At 63.3% G+C, this 20,654-nt stretch carries 22 protein-coding genes; 10 read left to right on the top strand and 12 right to left on the bottom strand.

The genetic code is table 11. From position 1 onward, the window contains the following. Positions 1-72 precede the first annotated feature (72 nt). Positions 73-444, top strand: a complete 372-nt coding sequence (locus ACSQ84_RS09165) for a winged helix-turn-helix transcriptional regulator (RefSeq protein ID WP_436212247.1) — start codon at positions 73-75, stop codon at positions 442-444. A gap of 29 nt (positions 445-473) precedes the next feature. Here the strand turns inward: ACSQ84_RS09165 and ACSQ84_RS09160 are convergent, their stop codons facing one another. After that, positions 474-887 (bottom strand): flagellar assembly protein FliX, encoded by a 414-nt coding sequence (locus tag ACSQ84_RS09160; RefSeq protein ID WP_436211353.1) that lies wholly within the window; start codon positions 885-887, stop codon positions 474-476. 261 nt (positions 888-1,148) lie between these two features. On the opposite strand from ACSQ84_RS09160, the gene ACSQ84_RS09155 reads away from it, so the two are divergent. From ACSQ84_RS09155 to ACSQ84_RS09140, 4 genes are all read left to right on the top strand, one after another. After that, positions 1,149-2,273, top strand: coding sequence for a flagellar basal body P-ring protein FlgI (locus ACSQ84_RS09155; RefSeq protein WP_436211352.1), 1,125 nt, complete (start codon positions 1,149-1,151; stop codon positions 2,271-2,273). After that, complete coding sequence (gene flgJ, locus ACSQ84_RS09150; RefSeq protein WP_436211351.1) at positions 2,273-2,629, top strand: flagellar assembly peptidoglycan hydrolase FlgJ; 357 nt, start codon at positions 2,273-2,275, stop codon at positions 2,627-2,629. The genes ACSQ84_RS09155 and flgJ overlap by 1 nt, the downstream gene beginning before the upstream one ends. Before the next feature lie 17 nt (positions 2,630-2,646). Continuing rightward, positions 2,647-3,138, top strand: coding sequence for a hypothetical protein (locus ACSQ84_RS09145; RefSeq protein WP_436211350.1), 492 nt, complete (start codon positions 2,647-2,649; stop codon positions 3,136-3,138). Between the two features lie 185 nt (positions 3,139-3,323). Then, positions 3,324-3,701 carry a hypothetical protein gene (locus ACSQ84_RS09140; protein WP_436211349.1) on the top strand — a complete coding sequence of 126 codons (378 nt, stop codon included), beginning with the start codon at positions 3,324-3,326 and terminating at the stop codon, positions 3,699-3,701. Positions 3,702-3,719: 18 nt separating this feature from the next. On the opposite strand, the gene ACSQ84_RS09135 is transcribed toward ACSQ84_RS09140, so the two are convergent. From ACSQ84_RS09135 to ACSQ84_RS09125, 3 genes are all read right to left on the bottom strand, one after another. Beyond that, positions 3,720-4,085: a hypothetical protein gene (locus ACSQ84_RS09135; protein WP_436211348.1), complete on the bottom strand. Its 366-nt coding sequence runs from the start codon at positions 4,083-4,085 to the stop codon at positions 3,720-3,722. A gap of 32 nt (positions 4,086-4,117) precedes the next feature. Then, positions 4,118-4,483, bottom strand: a complete 366-nt coding sequence (flaF, locus tag ACSQ84_RS09130; RefSeq protein ID WP_436211347.1) for a flagellar biosynthesis regulator FlaF — start codon at positions 4,481-4,483, stop codon at positions 4,118-4,120. 295 nt (positions 4,484-4,778) lie between these two features. Then, entirely contained in the window at positions 4,779-7,058 is a 2,280-nt protein-coding gene (locus tag ACSQ84_RS09125) for a DUF1522 domain-containing protein (protein ID WP_436211346.1), read from the bottom strand. 313 nt (positions 7,059-7,371) lie between these two features. Between ACSQ84_RS09125 and flbT the strand changes: the two genes are divergently transcribed. Then, positions 7,372-7,794, top strand: a complete 423-nt coding sequence (gene flbT, locus ACSQ84_RS09120) for a flagellar biosynthesis repressor FlbT (protein ID WP_436211345.1) — start codon at positions 7,372-7,374, stop codon at positions 7,792-7,794. 70 nt (positions 7,795-7,864) lie between these two features. Here the strand turns inward: flbT and ACSQ84_RS09115 are convergent, their stop codons facing one another. The 5 genes from ACSQ84_RS09115 to ACSQ84_RS09095 form a co-directional block, all read right to left on the bottom strand. Then, a complete protein-coding gene (locus tag ACSQ84_RS09115) occupies positions 7,865-9,742 on the bottom strand; it encodes a flagellar protein (protein ID WP_436211344.1) in 1,878 nt (625 codons plus the stop codon). 7 nt (positions 9,743-9,749) lie between these two features. Beyond that, positions 9,750-11,636, bottom strand: coding sequence for a flagellar hook-associated protein FlgK (gene flgK / locus ACSQ84_RS09110; RefSeq protein ID WP_436211343.1), 1,887 nt, complete (start codon positions 11,634-11,636; stop codon positions 9,750-9,752). A 47-nt stretch (positions 11,637-11,683) separates the two neighbouring features. Next, complete coding sequence (locus tag ACSQ84_RS09105) at positions 11,684-13,489, bottom strand: flagellar hook-basal body complex protein (protein ID WP_436211342.1); 1,806 nt, start codon at positions 13,487-13,489, stop codon at positions 11,684-11,686. Between the two features lie 190 nt (positions 13,490-13,679). Further along, complete coding sequence (msrB, locus tag ACSQ84_RS09100) at positions 13,680-14,180, bottom strand: peptide-methionine (R)-S-oxide reductase MsrB (protein ID WP_436211341.1); 501 nt, start codon at positions 14,178-14,180, stop codon at positions 13,680-13,682. Positions 14,181-14,244: 64 nt separating this feature from the next. Beyond that, positions 14,245-15,741, bottom strand: a complete 1,497-nt coding sequence (locus ACSQ84_RS09095) for an NAD(P)/FAD-dependent oxidoreductase (protein ID WP_436211340.1) — start codon at positions 15,739-15,741, stop codon at positions 14,245-14,247. A gap of 94 nt (positions 15,742-15,835) precedes the next feature. Here ACSQ84_RS09095 and ACSQ84_RS09090 point away from each other — a divergent pair, with 94 nt between their 5' ends. Continuing rightward, positions 15,836-16,387 carry a SixA phosphatase family protein gene (locus tag ACSQ84_RS09090; RefSeq protein ID WP_436211339.1) on the top strand — a complete coding sequence of 184 codons (552 nt, stop codon included), beginning with the start codon at positions 15,836-15,838 and terminating at the stop codon, positions 16,385-16,387. Between the two features lie 152 nt (positions 16,388-16,539). Further along, entirely contained in the window at positions 16,540-16,965 is a 426-nt protein-coding gene (locus ACSQ84_RS09085; protein ID WP_436211338.1) for a universal stress protein, read from the top strand. 60 nt (positions 16,966-17,025) lie between these two features. On the opposite strand, the gene ACSQ84_RS09080 is transcribed toward ACSQ84_RS09085, so the two are convergent. Beyond that, positions 17,026-17,289: a DUF1127 domain-containing protein gene (locus ACSQ84_RS09080; protein WP_436211337.1), complete on the bottom strand. Its 264-nt coding sequence runs from the start codon at positions 17,287-17,289 to the stop codon at positions 17,026-17,028. A gap of 181 nt (positions 17,290-17,470) precedes the next feature. Here ACSQ84_RS09080 and ACSQ84_RS09075 point away from each other — a divergent pair, with 181 nt between their 5' ends. Beyond that, positions 17,471-18,814, top strand: a complete 1,344-nt coding sequence (locus tag ACSQ84_RS09075; RefSeq protein ID WP_436211336.1) for a PLP-dependent aminotransferase family protein — start codon at positions 17,471-17,473, stop codon at positions 18,812-18,814. A 14-nt stretch (positions 18,815-18,828) separates the two neighbouring features. Here the strand turns inward: ACSQ84_RS09075 and ACSQ84_RS09070 are convergent, their stop codons facing one another. Together ACSQ84_RS09070 and ACSQ84_RS09065 are read right to left on the bottom strand one after the other, a co-directional pair. Next, positions 18,829-19,422, bottom strand: coding sequence for a YdcF family protein (locus ACSQ84_RS09070; RefSeq protein ID WP_436211335.1), 594 nt, complete (start codon positions 19,420-19,422; stop codon positions 18,829-18,831). A 102-nt stretch (positions 19,423-19,524) separates the two neighbouring features. Continuing rightward, a complete protein-coding gene (locus tag ACSQ84_RS09065; protein WP_436211334.1) occupies positions 19,525-20,133 on the bottom strand; it encodes a hypothetical protein in 609 nt (202 codons plus the stop codon). Between the two features lie 69 nt (positions 20,134-20,202). On the opposite strand from ACSQ84_RS09065, the gene ACSQ84_RS09060 reads away from it, so the two are divergent. Beyond that, positions 20,203-20,637 (top strand): hypothetical protein, encoded by a 435-nt coding sequence (locus tag ACSQ84_RS09060; protein WP_436211333.1) that lies wholly within the window; start codon positions 20,203-20,205, stop codon positions 20,635-20,637. Positions 20,638-20,654: the final 17 nt, after the last annotated feature.

Here is a 20,654-nt window from a genome sequence, read left to right as displayed (position 1 = left end):
GAGAGCACTTTGAACTCACCTGATTACGCCGGAGTAACCGCCATGAAAAACGGGAATGCGAAAGCCGCCAACATGAAACCCGATGCCTACGCCGCCAATTGTCCGACCCGCCAGATTCTCGATCGCGTCGGCGACAAATGGGCGGTGCTGATCCTGCTCCTGGTGCGCGACGAGCCGATGCGCTTCAACGCGCTGCGCCGTGCCATCGAAGGCATCTCACAGAAGATGCTGTCGCAGGTGCTGAAGAGTCTGGAGCGCGACGGGCTGATCAAGCGCCGTGTGATCGCGACCGTGCCGGTAACCGTGGAATATTCGATCACGCCGCTGGGCGCGACGCTGTCGACCGCCGTCGATGCGTTGCGTGATTGGGCGGAAAGTAATCTCAAGGAGGTGCTGAACGCGCAGCGCCGCTACGATGCGCAGCGCAGCGCGATGGCGGCGTGAGCAAACAGGATGTGAAGCGAACGCGAAGCCTAGAACTGCCCGGCCTTGGCCAGTTCGACTTCGACCCGAAGCTCGATCTCGGCCAATACCGCATCGAGGCCGGGATCGCCGGAGGAGGATTTCAGGTTGGCCGCCGCATCGCGCAGCCGGTTCATGGTGGCGGTATCGAGATTGCCGGACAGCAGGCCGAGCTTGAGGTCGTCGAGCACGTCGAGCGCGCCGCGCCCGCGCGCCACCGACCGCTTGCGGCGTTCGGTCGGATCTTCGACGCCCTGCATCGCCAGCAGCGCGTCGATGCTGCCGGCGGCTTTCGGCGGGGCCGCCGAGCGAGTCTCTTCCGGCGTCGCCGGCGCATCCGGCAGCGAAAACCCGGTCGAACTGGTACGCCGCGTGTTGCTCGCGGGCGATCCAAGCGTGGTGCCGTTGGGTCCGTAGATGCGCATCGTCATGATCTCGCGGTCGATTGCAGGGAGCTTCGCCGCGTTATGGTTAATGCCGCGTAAACGACCCGGCAAAATCTGCCGCCGCGCGGCAGTTTCGCCGGCGCCGCGAGCTCGGCCGGATCGCGCACAACCGAACAAAGCACAGCACTTTCAACGGACTAGGCCACCGAATCCGCGTGGCACCGATCTCGCATAGTTAATTGCGGACTACCGTCATGGGAGTGGCGTGTCGTCCGGAAAGACTTCAAGGGGAGCATCGGGATGCCCGGCATCCATACGGCGAGAGTGTTTTGGGTGGGCTGCGCGGCGCTGCTGGCGCTGGCGCTGTCGGCCATGTCCGCAGGCGCGACCTCGCGGATCAAGGACCTCGCCAACATCGAGGGCGTACGTCAGAACCAGTTGATCGGCTACGGCCTTGTCGTCGGCCTCAACGGCACCGGCGACACGCTGAACAACATCCCCTTCACCAAACAGTCGCTGCAGGCGATGCTGGAACGCATGGGCGTCAACATTCGCGGCGCCACCATCCGTACCGGCAACGTCGCCGCCGTGATGGTCACCGGCAATCTCCCGGCGTTCGGCACCCAGGGCACGCGGATGGACGTCACCGTCTCCGCGCTCGGCGACGCCAAGAATTTGCAGGGTGGCACCCTGCTCGTCACCCCCCTGCTCGGCGCCGACGGCAACGTCTATGCGGTGGCGCAAGGCTCGCTCGCCATCGCAGGTTTCGCAGCCGAAGGCGCTGCCGCCAGCATTACGCGCGGCGTTCCGACCAACGGCCGCATCCCCAACGGCGCGATCATCGAACGCGAGATCGAATTCGCGCTCAATCGCCTGCCCAACGTGCGGCTGGCGCTGCGCAATGCCGATTTCACCACCGCCAAGCGCATTGCCGCGGCGGTCAACGACTTCCTCGGCGTCAAGACCGCCGAGCCGATCGATCCCTCCACGGTGCAGCTGGCGATCCCCGCGGAATTCAAGGGCAATGTCGTCGCCTTCTTGACCGAGATCGAGCAATTGCAGGTCGAACCGGATCTCGCCGCCAAGATCGTGATCGACGAACGCTCCGGGATCATCGTAATGGGCCGCGATGTGCGCGTCGCCACCGTGGCAGTGGCGCAGGGCAACCTCACGGTCTCGATTTCCGAGAGTCCGCAAGTGAGCCAGCCCAATCCGCTGTCGCGCGGCCGAACCGTGGTGGCGCCGCGCTCGAGCGTATCGGTTTCCGAAGACGGCAAGAAACTCGCGGTCGTCAAGGACGGCGTCTCGCTGCAGCAACTCGTCGACGGCCTCAACGGCCTCGGCATCGGTCCGCGCGACCTCATCAGCATCCTGCAGGCGATCAAGGCCGCCGGCGCGATCCAGGCCGATATCGAGGTGATGTGATGCAAAGCACCTTGGGCGGCATCGTCGATCCCTCACACACCAAAGCTTACAGCAGGACCGCGGCGCGCACCGATCCGCTGCTGACCGAAGCCCTGACCAAGGTTTCGCCCGAGGCGCAGACGAAGATCCGCGCCAAGGCGCAGGACTTCGAAGCCATGTTCCTGAACTCGATGTTTTCGCAGATGACCGCCGGCATCAAGGGCGCCGGCCCGTTCGGCGATACCCCCGGCACCGGCGTCTGGCGCTCGATGCTGACGGATGAATATTCGAAGTCGTTCGCCAAATCCGGCGGCGTCGGCATCTCCAACGACGTCTTCCGTACCTTGATCCTGCAGCAAGCCAACCGCGCCGGCTGACATAAGGGAACCCCGCCATGAATCAGCGAACCCAAGCCAAGCCCGCCGCCGCACCGGCACAGGCGATTTCGACTCCGGCCGAGGCCCGCAAGCTCGCGGAAGACCTGATGGACGTGATGAGCGCGCTGCTCGGGATCATCGAGCGCGAAACCGAACTGGTTCGTGCCGGCAAGGTGCGCGAAGCGATGGAGCTGGAGGGCCAGAAGGGCGAGCTATCGCGCCGCTACATGATCACCGTCGAACATCTGAAGACCTCGCAAAAATATCTGGCGCAGGTATCGCCTGAATTGCTGACCACGCTGCGACGCCACCACGACACGTTCCGCGCCATGCTGCAGGTCAACCTCACCGTGCTTGCGACCGCGCATGCGGTGTCCGAAGGCATCGTGCGCGGCGTCAACGTCGAGATCCAGCGCCGCAACATCCCCAATACCTATACCGCGAGCGGCCAGCGCGCGGCGCCCGGGCCGCGCAACATGACGCCGCTCGCGGTCAGCCGTTCGCTCTAGCGAATCAAGGTTCGGCCTGCGCGACGCCAATTCGCTCCGGACAAACCTTACAATTTTCGATAAATTCGTGTCCCCGTATATGCACGGGATTCAGCGCGTTCCCTAACACCGTGTTGAGGGGTGCCAAGCTATATTGCGGTTTGAGAGGGGTTGGGATTTGACTCGAAGGAAGCCTGGAGGCTGCCATGAGTACAGATTTCAACATCAAGCCGGTGGGGGCACCGGTCGCCGCGCCGATCGTTCAACCGATCAGCGAAGCGGCGAATCATGCGGTCGCGACCGAATTGCCGGCGCGACAGAGCGTCGTGGCGTCGGACGCCGGCGCACGCACCGGCGATGCCGCCGCGGTCCGCGTTTCGATTTCGAGTGCGTCGGTCTCGAACCAGGTGGTGATCGATCGCGACGCGCGGACGATCGTCTATCAGGTCGTCGATAACCGGACCAGCCAGGTTGTGAAGCAATTCCCCGAGGAAGCCGTGCTGCGCCGCCGCGCCTATTTCCGCGCGCTCGACCTGACCAGGGAAGCCCCGCAGCGTCTTCGCGTGACCGACCGGCAGGCTTGAAACCGGAAGATCCGCTAATCAGGTGACATGCGTCGCGTAAGCCTTGTCCAGATAGGTCTGTCCGCTGGCGGGATCGGTGACGACGTTCTTGATTTCGGCTTTGCCGTTGCTCATCAGCGTGAACTTGGCGTCGCCGATCCGAAACGAATTATCCCTGATCAGCACTTCCTGATATCTGTTGGTGCCACCGCTCTGGTAGTGCACCTTGGCGCGAAAGCCGGTCACGTTCGAGACCGTGATCTTGAACGATTTGTTGTCGGCGTATTTGCCGGTCCAATCGCCCTGATAGTTGTCGGGATTGACCGCGAAGTACGGAGTCTTGGATGGCACCGTCATCCCGACGGTCTTGTAGTTGGCCGACAGGATGCTCAGGACGTCGGCCATGCTACAGCTCCCTTGCCCTCATCCAGGTGTTGTTAGGCGCGGCCTGACAGACCGGCGGCCAGGTTGCAGTTGATGTCAATCAACGACTTCAACTTGGCCGGATCCGGGTTCATCTGCATGTCGACGGTCTGCTTCATGACAAAACAGCCGATGTTGGCGATGTTCTGCCGGACCTCGATCGGCTGCGGATTTTCGTTGGCTTCCGCGGCGCTCATGAAAATCGACCAGAGCCGGCGATTGAAGAGCAACGCATTGTGCATGGCATTGTCGGGACCATTCCAGTTGGACTGAACTTCCTGGAGTTGCCGTGCGGCCTTCAGCAGCGCCTGCGCTTCGATTTCACGGGGAGATGTCGTCGTTTGCGACGTACGAGCGTAGGCCTGGGCTGCATTGGACATTCAAGAACCTCGATGGGGCGGTTGGCAGGACCGCGGGGACTTCGAAAACTGCCCAACTTTCATACAAGCCGTGCCTTTAAATATGGTTAGCGGCGGTTACCAATTGTGTCAGCGGTTCGCCGGAAATCCACATTTTCACCACCTTGCCCGCCGCGGGTTCTAATGAGATTAACATCGAGACCAAAATTTTTGCTTTGAGGCGTTTTATTCGCGCGACCGAAATTTATTTCTCTCACCCAAAAAGAAAAGCGGCGGGGTTTCCCCCGCCGCCTTGATCGTTGTCTTCGCGCCGGACTTAGCGGAGCAGCTGGAGCACGCTCTGCTGGCTCTGGTTGGCCAGCGCCAGCGCGGACACCGCGATCGACTGGCGGGTCGACAGCGCCTGGCTGTTGGCCGCTTCCTCGTTGGTGTCGGCCAGCGTCAGGTTCGACGAGCCGGTCTGCAGCACGTTGATCAGGTTCTTGGAGAAGTCCTGACGGATCTGCACGATCGACAGGTTCGAACCCAAAGCCGAAGCCTGCGTGCGCAGCAGGGTCGAAGCAGCCGCCAGGCCGCCCACAACCTTGTTGGTGGCGGCATTGTCGATGAAGTCGGTGCCGCTCGTCAGGTTCGCAAGACCGAGGCCCGCCGCATTGAACGTCACGCCGGTGATGCTCAAGGTTGATTTGCCTGTTTCGTTGAACGTCAGCTTGAGCTGATCGCCGCCGAGCAGGTTGACGCCGTTGAACGACGCATCCTGCGAAGTGGTGGTGATCTGAGACAGGATGTCGTTGTACTGCTTGACCAGGTTGGCGCGGACGGTCTGCGCCGAAGCGTCGACAACCGGAGCCGTCGCGGTCGTGAAGGTGACCGAGCTGGTGACCGTGCCGCCGATCGCACCGCCTGCCAATGCCGAACCGAGGGTCGACGAAGCATAGTCGTTGCTGGCGGAGATCGTCAGCTTGCCGGACGAATCCACCGTCGCAGCCAGATTGTTGGCCAGCAGCGCGGCATTGAGCTGGTCGAGGGTCTTGACCGTGCCGTTGGCGCCGTCGCCGAAGGTGACGTTGACCGCCGTGCCGCCGTTGAAGGCGGTGAAGGTCAAGGTCTTGCCGGCAAGGCTGCCAGGCGCCGCGGTACGCGTCGCGGTGAAGCTGGTGTCGGTGCCGGTGGGACCCGTGAGACCAAACACCGACAAGGAATTACCGGTGCCGGTAATGTTCAGGTCGTCAGCAATGCCCGTGCTGAGCCTGAGCGTGCCGTTCGCGGCGACCGTCGACGCCGTCGCGCCGGCGGCGTTGGAGACGGTGGCCACACCGGCCGCAATGCTCACGGTTTTGGTGCCGGTAGCAATGTCGATGGCGGTGAGGACATCGGCGACCGTGCCGCCCTGCAGGAAGACGGTCGAGTTGCCGGCCGCATCGGTCAGCAGGTTGGTGTTGCTGATGCCCGAGCCGGTCGGAACCGCCCCGAGGGCCGCAGCGTTGGCATTCTTGAAGGTGATGGTCTTGCCGTTGACGTTCAGCGTCGAACCATCTTCCACCAGGTTGGCGATGCTGGCAGCGCTGGTCGCACGAGCGGCGGTGAGCGTGGTGTTACCGGCGCCAACTGCAGCCGTCAGGTTAAGTGCCTTGAGGCTGTCGGCCTTGCCGGTGATCGAAAGATCAGCGCCCGTGGAGCTGCTGAGCGTCGTGATGCCGGCAAGGGTGGTGCTGGCGGTACCGCCCAGGGTGGCGACACCGGAGGCGACCGACGCGACATACTGACGGCCGCTGGCAAGGTCGATGGCGGTGGTGAGATCGCCAACGCTGGCGTCCGATTGCGCACCAGCACCGAGGTAGATGGTGGAGTTGCCGGTTCCATCCGTCACAACGTTGCCGACCGAGCTGAGCCCGGCAGCGAGGGTGGCAGCACCGGGAACGGTGCCCGACTTGATCGTGATCGTCTTGCCGTTCACGGTGAGGACATCGCCATCCACGAACGAGGATGCAGCCTGGGTCGTCAGACCGCCAGTGCCCGCGGCGCCGCCGGCGGGACCGTAGAGTTTGGTGGCGGCCGTGATATTAACGGCGCCGGCGGTGTTGTCCGTCACCGCAGCCGAGCTGACAAGCGCGCCGGCGGTGGCGCCGAGGGTCGCCGCGCCGGTCACAGCGGTCGTGCCGCCGGCTGCGCCGCTGTACAGCGCGTTGCTGACCGCAGTGGCGCTGGTGTAGGTCGTGGTGCCGCGCAGGTCGGTTGCGGTTGCGCCGGCAATCGTCGCGGAGACGTTCGACTTGGTGGAGTAACCGACCGCGCTCTGCAGCGCCTGGTTGGCCAGCGACTTCGCGGTGTCGACCAGCTTCTGCAGCGAGGTGATACCGGTGTTGGCGGCCTGCAGCACCTGCACGCCGTTACCGATGCCGTCGAGCAGACTGTTGATGTCACCAGCGCGTGCATCGAGCGACTGCGCGGTGAAGAAGTTGGTGGGGTTGTCGAGGGCGGTGTTGACCTTCTTGCCGGTGGCAAGGCGGTTCTGCGTGGTCGCGAGCAGATCTGCGGTCGACTGCAGCGAGAGAAGGTTCTGGCGAACCGAAGCCGAGAGAACAATACCGGACATGTTTCATACCTTTCTGGTGTGAAAATAAAACGAGCCACTATCCCGACCTCTCGATCGGGCGACGGCTCACTCTGAAACCAAGTCTCTAAGAAAAAATGAATCCGGTCGAATAACCCGCGCATAAAGAGGCTGAATTTCAAATTAATAGCCCGCTTGGCCGGCGGCCCCGTGTTCTTACGGGCCGCGAGTAGCCACGCTCTATCGCACAGGCACCAACGGCCCATTCACGATTGATTAACCATCATCGGAAAGGATGCCGAATCCGCCGGCGGGCACCCAGAACTGGCGCGACAAGCGTCAATGGAGAACAGGCATGGCCTTGAAAGTCGAGCTCAAGCCGCACGAACGAATCATCATCGGCGCCTGCGTGGTCACCAATACCGACCAACGTGCCAGGCTCCTGATCGACGGCGACAGGATTCCGATCCTGCGCGAAAAGGACATCCTGACGCCCGAGAGCGCCGACACCCCGGCCAAGCTGATCTATCTCGCGGTGCAGCTCATGTATCTGTCGCCGGACCCGATGGCCCACCACCCAACCTACTTCAGCCTGGTGCGTGATATCCTGACCGCGATGCCCAGTGCATGGCCGTTCATCGAAGGGATCAACAACTACATCTTGAACGGCGATCTCTATCACGCGCTGAAGGAAGCGAAGAAGCTCATCGCCCATGAGGAGCAGATCCTCGAAAGCGCGCGAAAGCTCCAAAGCGAGCCCGACCTCAAGTCAGCCTGAGCGTCGCAACGGCGCCAAACGAAAAGGCCTCCGCAAGGAGGCCTTTTTGCTTGCGATGAAAGTCGTCAGATCAGATCGGCAGGTACTTGGTCAACGTGGTCTGGTAGAGCATAGAGGTGGTTTGATACGAGGCCTGCAGGTTGGTCTGCAGCGCCAGAATTTTGGTTGCCACCTCGTCCGGATTGATCCCCTCGATCGAGTCGAGCATCGTCTGCGCCATTCCCTTGAGCTGGGTCTGACGGTCGGTCGCTCCCTTGATCGCGGTTTGCGCGCCGGCCATTTCCGCCTGCATATCCTGGATCGACTGCTGCCCGTTCTGCGGCGCCAGGTTTGCCGAAATGCGCTGTTGAAGCGCATTCACCTGCGCTTTGGAATTCGGGTTGTTGGCATTGGTCGTGACCGCGGCATACACCGCGATGTTCTGCAGCTGATAGCGCAGTGCCTCCTCGTTGGCGCGCGCGCCGTATTGCACCGTGACCGCCTGATCGACGCGCGCGATCGCGGTGCCGCGCGCGGGATCGGCGCCGACTTCGCCAGTGTACCACGACACCGTGTTGGCCGGAGTGCCGCCGATCAGGTTCGTGGCGGTGGCAAACGGCGGACCGTTGACGCGCAATGGCGCAGGCGTGGCCGTTGCCGCGGCACTGAACCCAAGCGCCGCAAATGCTGTCGTGTTGGAACTGCTGATCGAGAGATCAGCGCTGTCGGCGCCGTGCAATGCAATCACTCCGCCGCTGACGGTCGATGGCGTCGTGGCACCGGAAATCGAATCGATCTTCGCCAGCAACGCCTGAACGCTGTCGGTGATGTTGAGCTGGTCGCCGGTCGCGCCGGCGGCCACGAATGTGATCGGCGTTCCGTTGACGGTGATGGTGTCGCCCGCTGCGAAGCTCGTGGCCAGCGAATCCGTTCCCGCCGCGCCGGACAATAGCGTGGCGCCGGTGATCGGCGCCGGGACCGCCGCCTGGTTGTTGACCGCACTTCCCGTGATCGTTGCCGACGGATTGAAGAAATTATCCGACGCGGCAATCGCCGATGCCGCAACCAGCGCGGTATCGCCCAGCGTCTGGATCGACGACGTCAATGCGGCCTGCAGATTCGCGGTCGTCGCGACGGTGTCGACACCGATCAGGAATGAACCTGATGGCGGCGGATTTGTCGTAGTCGCGGTCAGCGTGATCGTCTCGCTGGTACCATCGGGCAGATTGAAATTGAACGCGATCTTGTCGCCATCATTCGGATTGACGGCGCCAAGATCGATGGTCGCGGACGGCGGCGCGCCGGCCGGCTGCGTCACGGTCGCGCCGGTCAGCGACGAACTGATGGCGCCAAGCTTCAGCCCGAAGGACGAGCCGTCTTCGGCAAGGCTGGTAACGGTCGTCGTCGCCGGCGGCGAGGCGACGGTGAGATGCGCCATGTTGCCGACGCCCTGATCCGCCTCCCGGCGCTCGTTGATCAATTGCGTCAACCCGGCCTGGGTTCCCGTGCCGGCGAGCATCACGTCGGCCGGCACAGTCGCGGACTTGTCGGTGGTGCGCCCCGAAAACAGATAGCGGTCGCCCGACTGGCTGTTGAGCAGCGAGACGGCGTTGGAAAACGCCGCCTGCGCCGTGATCTGGCCGGAAGTCTGTCCGTTGTTGTTGAGCACGATGGTCGACGCAGCCGCGGCACTCTTTACCGCCGTACCGATGTTGGCCAAGCCCTGCAGCGCCAGGTTTAGAACGCTGATTCTCGTATTGACGTTGGTCGCAGTGTTCGCGAAGGCATTGATGCTGCTGACCTGCGCACGCAGGCTCAACGCAAACCCGCGATCGGCACCCTGCCCGGCATAGGTCGTCGAGACCTTGCCGCTCGCAAGCTGCTGCGTCAGATCGTTGAGCTGATTGCGCAGCCCGATGATCGAGCTCCCGATATAGGATGTCCTGCCACTAACGCCGTCGATAGACATGAAATCCTCACATGGACTGGATCAGCGTGTCGTACATCTGCTTGATCGAAGACATCACACGCGCGTTGGCGGAATAGGCATTCTGCAGCGCCAGCAGATGCGCCATTTCGTCGTCGATATTGACGCCGGAAGTAGCGTTCACCTTGTTCTGCAGAGTGTTCAGCACGACGTTCTGGCCGTCTGCCAGCTGCTTGGCGGCATTCGCCGCCTCGCCCTGCTGGCTGATGAACTGCCTGGCGAAGTTCGTGAGCGTGCCGGTGAACGGAGCCCCCGTGGTGCCGATGCCGGTCGTCGGCGAGTAGCGATAGGACCCGGTCGACAATTGCGTGAGAATGAAGTCCGAACGCGCGGTATCGCCGGCGGCCGTGAGCGGATTGGTGGAATAGACGATGGTGCGCGAGGGATCGCCGAGCAGCGCGGTATTGACGCTGATGCGGGCCGCCAATCCGATTTGCTGCGAGCCGTTGGCGGTGATCGCCCCGCCATAAGGCGCGCCATTGTCGGTGAACAGCGGCAACTGTACGTTACCGCTGGTCAGCGACGTCATGGTCGTGGTGACCGACGCGGCGAGGACGTCCGAACGATTCGGCACGCCGTCGTCCAGCACCCGCAATGTGGACCCCGACGGATTTGAAAACTGAAGGTCGGCGGTCGCTCCAAGCGCGGCGTTGAGCTGGGTAATCACCGAGCCCATGCCCGCGGAGAAGTCGACGCCGAGAACCTCGTCGTTCGGATCGAGCGTTGCCGCGTTGGTCAGCGGCAGCACGCTCGGATCGTCGACGCGCACGATCGAGAGATTGTGCGTGGCGCCGGTGATGTTGTTCTTGTAGGTGACGTGAATGATGTTGCCGGACTGCAGCCCGGCCAGATCGAGGTCGAAACCGGCCTGCGGCGCGACGGATCCAGGCGCGGCGACGCCGTTCGTGGTCTTGTCCGACAGCGCGCTCGACATCGATGCCGCGAACTGATCGACCTGGGCCTGGGCCTGCACCAGCGTCTTGTCGCGCAACTCGAGATAGGCGGCGATCTTGCCGGAGCGGATCGAGTTGGTCGACACCATGTCGTAACTGCCGCCATGCGGGAAGTTGATGGTGATGGTGCCGACGTTACTCTTGGTTGGATCGGTGTTGTACAGGGTGTTGGGCGTGACCGTACCTTGCGGGTTGAAGCTCAGCTTCGAGGCCTCGGTGCCGACCAACTGCACGCCGGAATTGGTGAATATCGTCACCTGATTGAGATTGTTGGTCACGGTTCTGATGTCGATCAGCTGCGACAACTGATCAATATACTGATCGCGCTGATCGAGCAGCGATGCCGTCGAAGCGTCGGTCTGGCCGCCGCCGTTCTGCAGCTTGATGTTGATCGCCGCGATCTGGGCCATGGCGTTGTTCGCGGTGATCACGGAGTCGTTGATGCCGGTCTCAGCGTTGGCACGGAGGTTCTGAATGCCTTGCGTCGTCGAGTTGAGCTGCTGCGCCATCGCCTGTGCCGCGGCGACCGCGCCGATGCGCGCCGACTGCGAGTCCGGACTGGTCGACAGGCCCTGCATCGCCGTCAGCAGGTTGTTGAACGCATTCTCGATGGTGCCGCTTTCGTCCGGATTTCCATAGACGTTCTGCAGGTTGGCGAGATAGGTCGAACGTACCTCGGAGTACGACGCGCCGGAATTTTCGGTGCGCAATTGGGTCTGCAGATACTGATCGAGCTGCCGGTTGACGCCGTTGATGAGTACGCTCGAACCGAAGTCGCCGGTCGTGCCTGCGACCTGGTTGATGGTCTTCTTGACGTAGCCCGGCGTCTCCGCGTTGGCGACGTTCGACGAGACCAGCGCGAGCGAGGCTTGCGTCGCGCGCAGGCCTGACATCGCGGTAGAGAGAGCCTGACTCAAACCCATGACTAAATGCCCATCTCAAATCGCATCGCGAAGGAACGGATCGCGGATCAGCGCAACACGTTCAGGAGATCCTGCACCATCGTGTTGGAAGTGGTGATGACCTTGGTGTTGGCCGAATAGGCCTGCTGGGTCACGATCAGCTTGGTGAACTCGTCGGCGATGTCGGTGTTGGATCCTTCCAGCGACGAACCGACGATGGTTCCAGACTTGCCGAACAATGCGCCGCCGGATTCGTCGGTCACCTCGAAGGCGCCGCCGTTGACACGTTTGAGGAAGTTGGTGCCGTTGAAGGTCGCGATCGAGATTTCGGCGAGATCGAGGTTACGACCGTTGGAATAATTGCCGACGATGCGGCCGTTGGTGCTGACACCGACCGACTGCAACTGGCCGGCCGGGAAACCGTCCTGCTGGATCTGGTTGACCTGGACGTTGCCGTTGGCGTCGGCGAACTGGGTCACACCACCGGTGCCGAAGTTGATGACGGGGCTGCCGAGGGAAACACCGTTGACGACCGCGTTGGTGAGCGTGATGGACGGTATCGCCGGCGACATCTGGCCGGAGGCAGAGAAAGTGAAGTTGGTATTGACGTTTTGCCATGCCACCTGCGTGCCGGTCGCGTTGGCATTGACCTGATAGAACATGTTCCAGGTATCGGTATGACCGGGGCCGAGCGAGGAGCTGTCGCTCTTGGCCCAGCGGAACTGCAGGTTCACCGGCGCGCCCGACACGTCGTAGGTGGTGACCGCGCCTCCCGCGACGCTCTGATCGAGGAATGTCGAGTTGTCGTTGCCGACCACCTGCCCGGTGCCGATCGTGCCGCCGCCGCCGCGTGTCGCAGAAGCGGTGCCGGTGAAGCCGAGGGCTGCGAATGCCGTCGGGTTCGAGCTGGTGACCGAGAGGTTGGCCGCCGTTCCGGTATGCAGCGTGATCGAACCGCTCGTAATCGTGGACGGAATTGCCGTTCCCGTGATCGAGTCGATCTTGGCGAGCAAGTCGTCGATGTCGTCGGTAACATTGAGCTGATTGCCGACGGCACCCGCCGCCACGAAGGTGACTACCGTGCCGTTGACCGTGATGGTGTCGCCCACGGCGAAGTTGGCGGAGATCGAGTTGGTGCCTGCCGCGCCCGAAAGCGTGGTCGCGCCGGTATTGGCGACCGACGGCGTCGCCTTGTTGCTCTGCACGGTGCCGCTGGTCGACGAGTCGGTGTACGGCGCCGGAGGCGTTCCCACCACCAGCGGATTGTGTCCGGCGCTGAAAGATCCCGGTGCGAGCAATTCCGACCCCAGAACCGACGTATCGTGTCTCGTCGTCAGCGGATAAGAGGCGAGGTTGGCGCGATAGTCGATCTTGGTGGTTTCCTGCGCCGGCAGGAAGTCGTTCTGGAATTTGAGAACCTGCGGCGAACTGCCCGACGGGTTGCCGGTGGTCGGATCGATCGGAACGCCCTGGAGATAATAGCCGGCGCCGTTGACGAGATAGCCGCTCTTGTCGATCTGGAAGTCGCCACGCCGTGTGTAGCGGTCGACACCGTCGAACACCGGCGTGCCGTCGGTGAAGGTGCCGGGCTTTTGCACGGCGAAGAAGCCGGCGCCGTTGATGGCCATGAAGGTCGCGACCGAGGCCGTCTGCACGTCGCCCTGCACCGAGTTGGTGCTGCGCGATTGCGTGGTCACGCCACCCGCCAACTGCTGGGTCGATGCGGTCTGCGGAATGAGATCGAGGAAACTGGTGTCGACGCGTTTGAACGCCGTGGTCTGCGAGTTCGCAATATTACCCGAGACGTTTTCCAGTGCGTACGACTGCGCGCGGAGGCCGCCGACCGCTGTCGTAAGAGCGCCGAAGATACCCATGACATTCTCTCCAAGTTCGATCCGGGCGGCTCGCCGGTCTCGCGTCATCGCAGGCCGCGTCGGGAGAAGATGTCGCAAGCGCCGTGCCAGATGCAAAAATTGATATTTATCAGTCGCTTAAATAAAAAGCCCCGGTCGAAAGACCGGGGCACAATTGCCGGGCGGGGCAACAATTGCCGGGCGCGAGCCTTTAGGAGGCCGATGGCGAGGACGGGTGAAACACCAGCCCAAATCCATCGATGCAATAGCGCAAACCCGTCGGCTTCGGGCCGTCGTTGAAGACGTGACCGAGATGGCCGCCGCAGCGTCGGCAATGCACTTCGGTGCGCAGCATGCCGTAGGCGCGGTCCTCGGTCTTGCCGAGCGCGTTGTCGAGCGGTTGATAGAAACTCGGCCAGCCGGTGCCGCTCTCGAATTTCGTCTCCGAGGAGAACAGCGGCAGGTCACACCCGGCGCAGGCAAAGATGCCCTTGCGATGCTCCTTCAACAGCGGGCTCGAACCCGGACGCTCGGTGCCGTGCTTGCGCAGGATTTCATATTGCTGCGGTGTCAGTTGCGCGCGCCATTCGGCGTCGGTCTTTTCGATCTCGAATTTCCCGGCGGCCTGAGCCGGCGTTGTGCGCAACCAGCGGAAGGTCACAAGGCCGAACAGGCCGGCAACAGATGCGAGCAGGATACGGCGGTCGATCATCGGGGTCTCCGTGCGAGGCGGAACAAGATGGTTCGCCATCAAATACGACGCGCTCGTGCGGAAGTTACACGGATCCGTCCCGAATTCGCTCACTTTCCTGCGAGGGGGCGACCGGCGGCACTGCGCCCTCCGGGGCGTCCGACGCCGGCTGCGGGCGGGCCGACCGCGGCTGCGAAGAATCCGGCGGACGGCGGCGGAGTGGCGGCCTGGTTCCGGCCTGCCGGCTGGCCTCGGCCACCCGCGCCTCGCGAATCTGTTCCTTGGCGCGCCCGCCTTCCCGATAACGGGCCAGCGCGCCCGCGGCGGCAGAACTTCCCCGCCCCCACATGCCGATCAGGTGACCGGCGACCCGCCCGGTTGTGCCGCCTGCCCAGACCAGTTCGAACGGCGAAAATAGCCGCCAGCGTTCGTCGCCCCACAGAATGCTGCGCGCCACCAATTGCCCCGCCATCGCCGCGGTGTTCATCCCCTGGCGGCCGAAGCCGCTGGCCACCCACAATCCTTTGCGCAACTGGCCGATCTGCGGCATGCCGTGCACGGTTACTCCGACCGCGCCGCCGAACACGTCGGATATGCCAACCTTGCCGAGCGTTGGAAAAATCGTGGCGATTCGCCGCTGGATGGTCGCGCCGAAGCGGCGCGGCCGCGCGTTCCAGGACGTCTCCGGACTGGCCCACATCAGTCGGTCGCCCTCCACGATCCGGAAATGATCGATGCCGTCGCTGTCGGTAACAGATCCCTGAAAGGTGATGGCCTCAGCAAGGCGCGCGCCAAGCGGTTCGGTTACAGCGGCATAGCGCCAGACCGGCAGCAGCGTTTCCGACAGCCGCCGCAGCGGCGCTCCAAGATGGATGTTGCCCGCCAGCACGATGTGCGATGCACGGAGCCGCGCCGACGGCGTCACGATGCGCTTGCGAATGCCCGAAGGGTCGATGCTGACCACCGGCGTGTCCTCGAAGATGCGCGCGCCTGCCCGCCTTGCGAGCCCAGCCAGACGCTGGACATATTTGCGGCCGTCGACCTGAAACGCCCTGGGGTAATAGATGCCGTGGAAATAGTGCCCGGTCTTGAGCTGATCGCGCACCCGATCGACCTGCCAGCCCTCAACTTCGGTTTCGAAATCCTCGCTCAGCGTCTGCAGCCGGCTGATCAGCGTTTCGCCGGCGTCGACATTGGAGACTTCCAGCGCCCCCTCGCTCAGCGCAATGCCCGGCATCGCCTCTTCGGTCGCCACGGCGCGAATGTAATCAGCGCCCTGCTTCGACAGCGCCCATAGCTCGCGGGCATCCTCGAGGCCGACGCGCTCGATCAACTCGCCGATCGGCAGGCTATAGCCTGGCATGACGGTACCAAGCTGGTTGCCGGACGCGTTCCAGCCGACGTGCCGGCCTTCGAGCACGGCAACGCTGGCGCCAAGACGCGCCGCCTCGAGCGCCACGGTCAGGCCGGCGAGCCCAGCCCCGACCACGCAGATGTCGACATCGAGGTCGAACGACAGCCGCGAGCGAAACGGCGCGTCGTCGTCCGGACCGTTGGTCGCACTTGTGAAAGTCTCTGCCATGGCGTTTTCTTACGGACCGCTGCGGCGCTTGTCACCTTGTCCTGGGCATGAGCTTGTAGATTAATTCAGGCCAAAACGAATCGAGATTGCGCCCATGCGCCGTTTGATGCTGCTGCGTCATGCCAAGACCGAACACGACGCGCCCTCGGGGCAGGACCAGGATCGCCGGCTCGATGATCGCGGCCGCCTCGATGCCGCGGCCGTCGGCGGCTGGATCGGCCGCCACCTACCCGTTCCCGACACGGTTCTGGTTTCAACCGCGGTGCGGACGCTGCAGACCTGGGAGATCGTCCGGCAGGCGATGCAGGATGCCGCCAAGGATTTCGTCCCGCCGCAGGTCGAGTTCCTGGCCGAACTTTACGGCGCCGACCCGACGCATCTGTTGCAGATCGTCCGCGTGGCCGAAGCCGCCGATTCCCGGCGGTTGATGGTGATCGGCCACAATCCCGGCATGCATGAACTGGCGCTGGCGTTGTCCGGCAGCGGCGATGCGGCCGCGAAGAAAGCACTCGAGCACAATCTGCCGACCAGCGGCCTTGCGATCCTCGACTTTGCGATCGAGGACTGGAGCGAGGTGGCGTTTCGCCGCGGCACACTCGTGCGCTTCATCAGCCCGAAACTGCTGAAGCAGACGTCCGACGACTAGAGCACGGTGAGCTGGAGAGGACGCAGCGCGGTGCTCTTCGAGGGCATACCGGCGGGCCTCGGCACAAAATCGCGAAAGCAACCCCATGCAAAGATAGGCGGGCGGACATCGCGGCGCCGCCATGGTACGCTGGCCGCTGACAGGAGGCGCAGATGTTCAAATCCATTCTGGTGCCGCTCGATCTCGCCGACACCGACCTGGCGAAGCCTGCGATTGCGACAGCTGCGACGCTATCGCGGACCTGGAACGGCACGGTGCGGCTGCTCAACGTCATGCCGACGACGCCGCTCATGCTGGCGGAATACGTGCCGGCCGATTTCGACGCCCAGCAACGCCAGACCTCGGAAGAAGCGCTCGCGATCGTGGCCCAGGAATCCGGCATCGAGGCCTCGCGCATTTCCACCGTGGTGCGGCAAGGCGGCATCTACCACGAGATCCTCGAGGAGGCAGCGGCGATCAAGGCCGATTTGATCGTGATGACGTCGCATCGGCCGGCGATGCGAACCTATTTTCTCGGCTCCAATGCCGGCCATGTGGTGCGCTACGCCAAATGCTCGGTGCTGGTGGTGCGGCACTGAAGGAGCAACAAAGACATGCGATCACCATGCGGCCCGGTCGATCGACGGGCCGCATGTGTTTTATCGCACAGGTTGAGGCACCGGGCCGTTACCGAAGCCGCCGAGATCCGGATCTGCGAGACCCCGAACCGCGTCCTCGATCTGGCTGCGGTTTAGGCCGATGTCGCGGAGCTCACGATCGTCCAGCTGCCGCAGCGCTTTGATCGCCGCCCGGCGATCCAGATAGACTGCAATTGCATGCGCCCAAATCCCGAACCGGCGGAGCAATCCGCCCGAGCTAAGGGAAATTGCAGGCTGGGCTGCGGCTTGGGGCATCGTGGTCATTGGTCTGCTCCGGTTGGTCTTTCAGCGGCAAGGTGCTGCCGCCGACGCAATCGCTGGGAATCAGCGGCTGCGCCCTAGGTCTGATTGCTTGCACTCTCCTCAGTGCAATCTCAGGCTTGATAGGTTCAAAATGATCCGGTACATTTCTCGGTGCAAGTGAAACATTGATCTCGGTGCAATAATGTCAAGGTTTGAATATCTCAGGCTTGCCGATGCAGTTGCCTCCGAGATCGCCAATGGCGGGCTCAAACCGGGCGATCGCCTGCCGCCGCAACGCAGTTTCGCCTATGAGCGCAAGATCGCGGTCTCCACCGCGAGCCGCGTCTACACGGAATTGTTACGCCGCGGCCTCGTGGTCGGCGAAGTCGGCCGCGGCACGTTCATTTCCGGACAGGCACCCCGTGCGATCACCGCGCTGACGGAGCCGCGCGGCGCCCGCATCGATCTGGAAGTCAGTTATCCGATGCTGCCGACGCAATCGGCCCTGATCGCGAAAAGCCTCGAAGGCCTGGAGCGGCCCGAAGCGCTCGAAGTCGCCTTGCGGCAAGGCACCAGCGCCGGAACGCAGGCTGCGAGAAGCATCTCGGCGGATTTCATCTCCCGAAGCGGCTGGTCGGCACGGGCCGAGCAGATCGTCTTTACCGCCAACGGCCGGCAATCCATCGCCGCATCCCTTGCCGCCATCGTGCCGCCGGGCGGCCGCTGCGGCGTCGAGTCCCTGACCTATCCCTTCATCAAAGGCATTGCCGCCCGGCTGGGGGTGACGCTGGTGCCGCTAGCGATGGACGAACACGGCCTGCGTCCCGACGCCGTGCAAAAGGCCCACCGTGACGCGCAATTATCGGCGCTGTACGTCCAGCCGACGGTTCAAAATCCGCTGGGCATGACAATGCCCGGCTCACGCCGCGCCGAGTTGTTGCGCGTCGTCGAGAAACTCGATCTCACCGTCATCGAAGACGCCGTCTATGGCTTCCTCGACGACGAAGCCCCGCTGGCTGCGCTGGCGCCGAATTGCTGCGTCGTGGTCGACAGCCTCTCCAAGAAGGTCGCACCGGGTCTGGCGCTCGGCTTCATCGCCGCACCGCCACGTCTGCGCGAGAGTATCATGTCATCGGTTCGTTCCGGCGGATGGACCGCGTCGGGATACGCCTTCGCGGCCGCGCAACGGATGATGGCCGACGGCACCGCGTCCGAACTCGTCAGGCTGAAGCGAGCCGATGCGCAGCGGCGCCAGCGCCTCGCCATGGAGCGCCTTGCCGGCTTCGAGATTGAGGCGAACCCGAAATCCTATCATCTGTGGTTGACGCTGCCGCCGCACTGGCGGTCGCAGACATTCGTCGCGGCCGCGGCCCGCCGCGACATCGCGCTGACGCCCTCGTCGACTTTCGCGGTCGCCCCCGGATACGCGCCGAACGCGGTACGGCTGGCGCTGGCCGCGCCACCGATCGATCAACTCGATGCGGGCCTGCGTGTATTGGCGGGAATGCTGAGCGCCGGGGAAGAAGATTTCGACTCGACCGAATAGCTTGACCGCCCCCCTCACCGCACCGGCCACTCCGCGATAAAGCCCTTCACCTTGTACGGCTCGATCTTGTCCCATTCGGCGAGAATGCGGCGCCGGAATTCGCAATCGGTGTGCCAGAGCGACCGCGGCGTTGCGAAACTGTCGACGGTGACCAGCATCTTTTCCACTTCCGGCCAGTGCCGGTGCAGCGTCATCGGATAGCGGCGCGCGGTCCAGGTATTGCCGAGGCAAATCACGCTGCGGATGTTCGTCAGTCCCAGCGCGGCATCGATCACCGGAAGCGAGAAGATCACGTTTTCACCGGTGTTCATCGCGCGATCTTCCCGCAAGATGCGCTCGCGCGGAATGCCGCGCGCGATCATCGCGTCCGCAATGATTTCACATTCCGAACGGTCCGAGCCCGGAGTGATCCCGCCGCTGACAATCGCGCAGCGAAAGTACCCGTCGCGCCAGAGCCTGAAGGCCTGATCGACGCGCTCCTCGACATCGACGCGGGTTCCGAACACGAACAACAGGTCAGCCGGCTTCAGCGGCGTGCTGATTAAATGCCGCGCGTTGATCGCCGCAATCTCGGCCTCGGTCGGCAATCGCGCGCTTCGATCCGTCATCATGCTCGCAACATGCCCATCCAGCCGCGACAAAACGCGCCGCTACGATGCCGTACGCCGCGCGCTTCGCGAAGTCACATTTGATTGCGCTTGATTGCGGAACTACGGCAGCAGTGTTGTCGGCAAATGATCGAAGTCGTAAGTGCGCGGCCTGTTGCGCATGATGAAGCCGCCGATCTGCCAGCTGAACAGCGCGACGAATCCAACCAGGAACAACGCGCCGTACCATTCACCGGTCGCGAACGCGCGCAGCAGAAGTCCTGCCATCGCGATGCCGAGCAACGTCACCATCGCAAGTGCCGCGGCGTAGGTGATCCGTCCGATACCGGCGAACAACGCGGCTTTGCTGCCCGCCTCGGCCATTCGCCGATGCAATTCGGTGATGAAGGCACGATAGTCGCTATCCTGTGGCACCATCAGCGAAACGGTTTGCCAGGTGGTCGAGAGAATGGCGATGCGTCCACCATTCTTGCCCTGGAGGTCGGCGCGGAAACGGCGGGATTGCATCGACGACGGCTTATAACTGAGGCGGACCGCCGCGATGTCGGCGTAACGCCAGACACCGGATTTGCCCGAGATATGCCAGGACAAGCCGGCATCGGTCAGTTTGAATTCATGCGCCGATCCGATCAGCGACGCCTTGTAGACGTAGCGGGTCTCTGGCGCGCTCTCGCCCGATATCTCCGTCTTGTCCGGTAGCGAAGTTGGCAATTCAAAAATCCCGGTAGCGGCTGGGCACGCAGCTTGCGCGGCCAGCCGGCTTTATCTTACAAGCAGGCCATGGCCGAGACGACCTATTTTCCGCGACGCCTGATTTTGGCCGGCGCGATGATTTCCGGGGTACTGCTGGCGCTGGCCGTTCACATGCTGGGCGCACGCTTCGGGCTCGATCTCGGCGGTTTGTGGCGATCCGATACCCGCGAATTCATGCCCGCGGGCGCCGCCATTGCGTGGTGGCTGATTGCGACCGTCGGCTTTTGCAGCGGCTATCTCACCGCCAATCTGATGCACAGTGCGGTGTCCGGCCAAATCCCGCAGCGGATGCGGCAGTTCCTGATCGCGGTCGGCGTGCTGATCCTGGCCGGCGCCGGACAGGCGGCCTCGGCACCGAGCCCGATCCCGACGATTTCGGGCGTGCTTTCAGGTCTTGCGGCGTTATGCCTCGGCGCCGTGATGGCATTCTGCGGCGCGCATTTCGCGCTGCGCAAGGCCTGACTTCGAGGCCTGACTTC

Source organism: Bradyrhizobium sp. LjRoot220 (assembly GCF_964252915.1).
Taxonomy (GTDB): Bacteria; Pseudomonadota; Alphaproteobacteria; order Rhizobiales; family Xanthobacteraceae; genus Bradyrhizobium.
This window is presented reverse-complemented; position numbering and strand designations above follow the sequence as displayed.

Coding starts and splice junctions, on each gene's coding strand:
- ACSQ84_RS09165 (WP_436212247.1), top strand. CDS start 73: ATGAAACCCGATGCCTACGCCGCCAATTGTCCGACCCGCCAGATTCTC.
- ACSQ84_RS09160 (WP_436211353.1), bottom strand. CDS start 887: ATGCGCATCTACGGACCCAACGGCACCACGCTTGGATCGCCCGCGAGC.
- ACSQ84_RS09155 (WP_436211352.1), top strand. CDS start 1,149: ATGCCCGGCATCCATACGGCGAGAGTGTTTTGGGTGGGCTGCGCGGCG.
- flgJ (WP_436211351.1), top strand. CDS start 2,273: ATGCAAAGCACCTTGGGCGGCATCGTCGATCCCTCACACACCAAAGCT.
- ACSQ84_RS09145 (WP_436211350.1), top strand. CDS start 2,647: ATGAATCAGCGAACCCAAGCCAAGCCCGCCGCCGCACCGGCACAGGCG.
- ACSQ84_RS09140 (WP_436211349.1), top strand. CDS start 3,324: ATGAGTACAGATTTCAACATCAAGCCGGTGGGGGCACCGGTCGCCGCG.
- ACSQ84_RS09135 (WP_436211348.1), bottom strand. CDS start 4,085: ATGGCCGACGTCCTGAGCATCCTGTCGGCCAACTACAAGACCGTCGGG.
- flaF (WP_436211347.1), bottom strand. CDS start 4,483: ATGTCCAATGCAGCCCAGGCCTACGCTCGTACGTCGCAAACGACGACA.
- ACSQ84_RS09125 (WP_436211346.1), bottom strand. CDS start 7,058: ATGTCCGGTATTGTTCTCTCGGCTTCGGTTCGCCAGAACCTTCTCTCG.
- flbT (WP_436211345.1), top strand. CDS start 7,372: ATGGCCTTGAAAGTCGAGCTCAAGCCGCACGAACGAATCATCATCGGC.
- ACSQ84_RS09115 (WP_436211344.1), bottom strand. CDS start 9,742: ATGTCTATCGACGGCGTTAGTGGCAGGACATCCTATATCGGGAGCTCG.
- flgK (WP_436211343.1), bottom strand. CDS start 11,636: ATGGGTTTGAGTCAGGCTCTCTCTACCGCGATGTCAGGCCTGCGCGCG.
- ACSQ84_RS09105 (WP_436211342.1), bottom strand. CDS start 13,489: ATGGGTATCTTCGGCGCTCTTACGACAGCGGTCGGCGGCCTCCGCGCG.
- msrB (WP_436211341.1), bottom strand. CDS start 14,180: ATGATCGACCGCCGTATCCTGCTCGCATCTGTTGCCGGCCTGTTCGGC.
- ACSQ84_RS09095 (WP_436211340.1), bottom strand. CDS start 15,741: ATGGCAGAGACTTTCACAAGTGCGACCAACGGTCCGGACGACGACGCG.
- ACSQ84_RS09090 (WP_436211339.1), top strand. CDS start 15,836: ATGCGCCGTTTGATGCTGCTGCGTCATGCCAAGACCGAACACGACGCG.
- ACSQ84_RS09085 (WP_436211338.1), top strand. CDS start 16,540: ATGTTCAAATCCATTCTGGTGCCGCTCGATCTCGCCGACACCGACCTG.
- ACSQ84_RS09080 (WP_436211337.1), bottom strand. CDS start 17,289: ATGACCACGATGCCCCAAGCCGCAGCCCAGCCTGCAATTTCCCTTAGC.
- ACSQ84_RS09075 (WP_436211336.1), top strand. CDS start 17,471: ATGTCAAGGTTTGAATATCTCAGGCTTGCCGATGCAGTTGCCTCCGAG.
- ACSQ84_RS09070 (WP_436211335.1), bottom strand. CDS start 19,422: ATGACGGATCGAAGCGCGCGATTGCCGACCGAGGCCGAGATTGCGGCG.
- ACSQ84_RS09060 (WP_436211333.1), top strand. CDS start 20,203: ATGGCCGAGACGACCTATTTTCCGCGACGCCTGATTTTGGCCGGCGCG.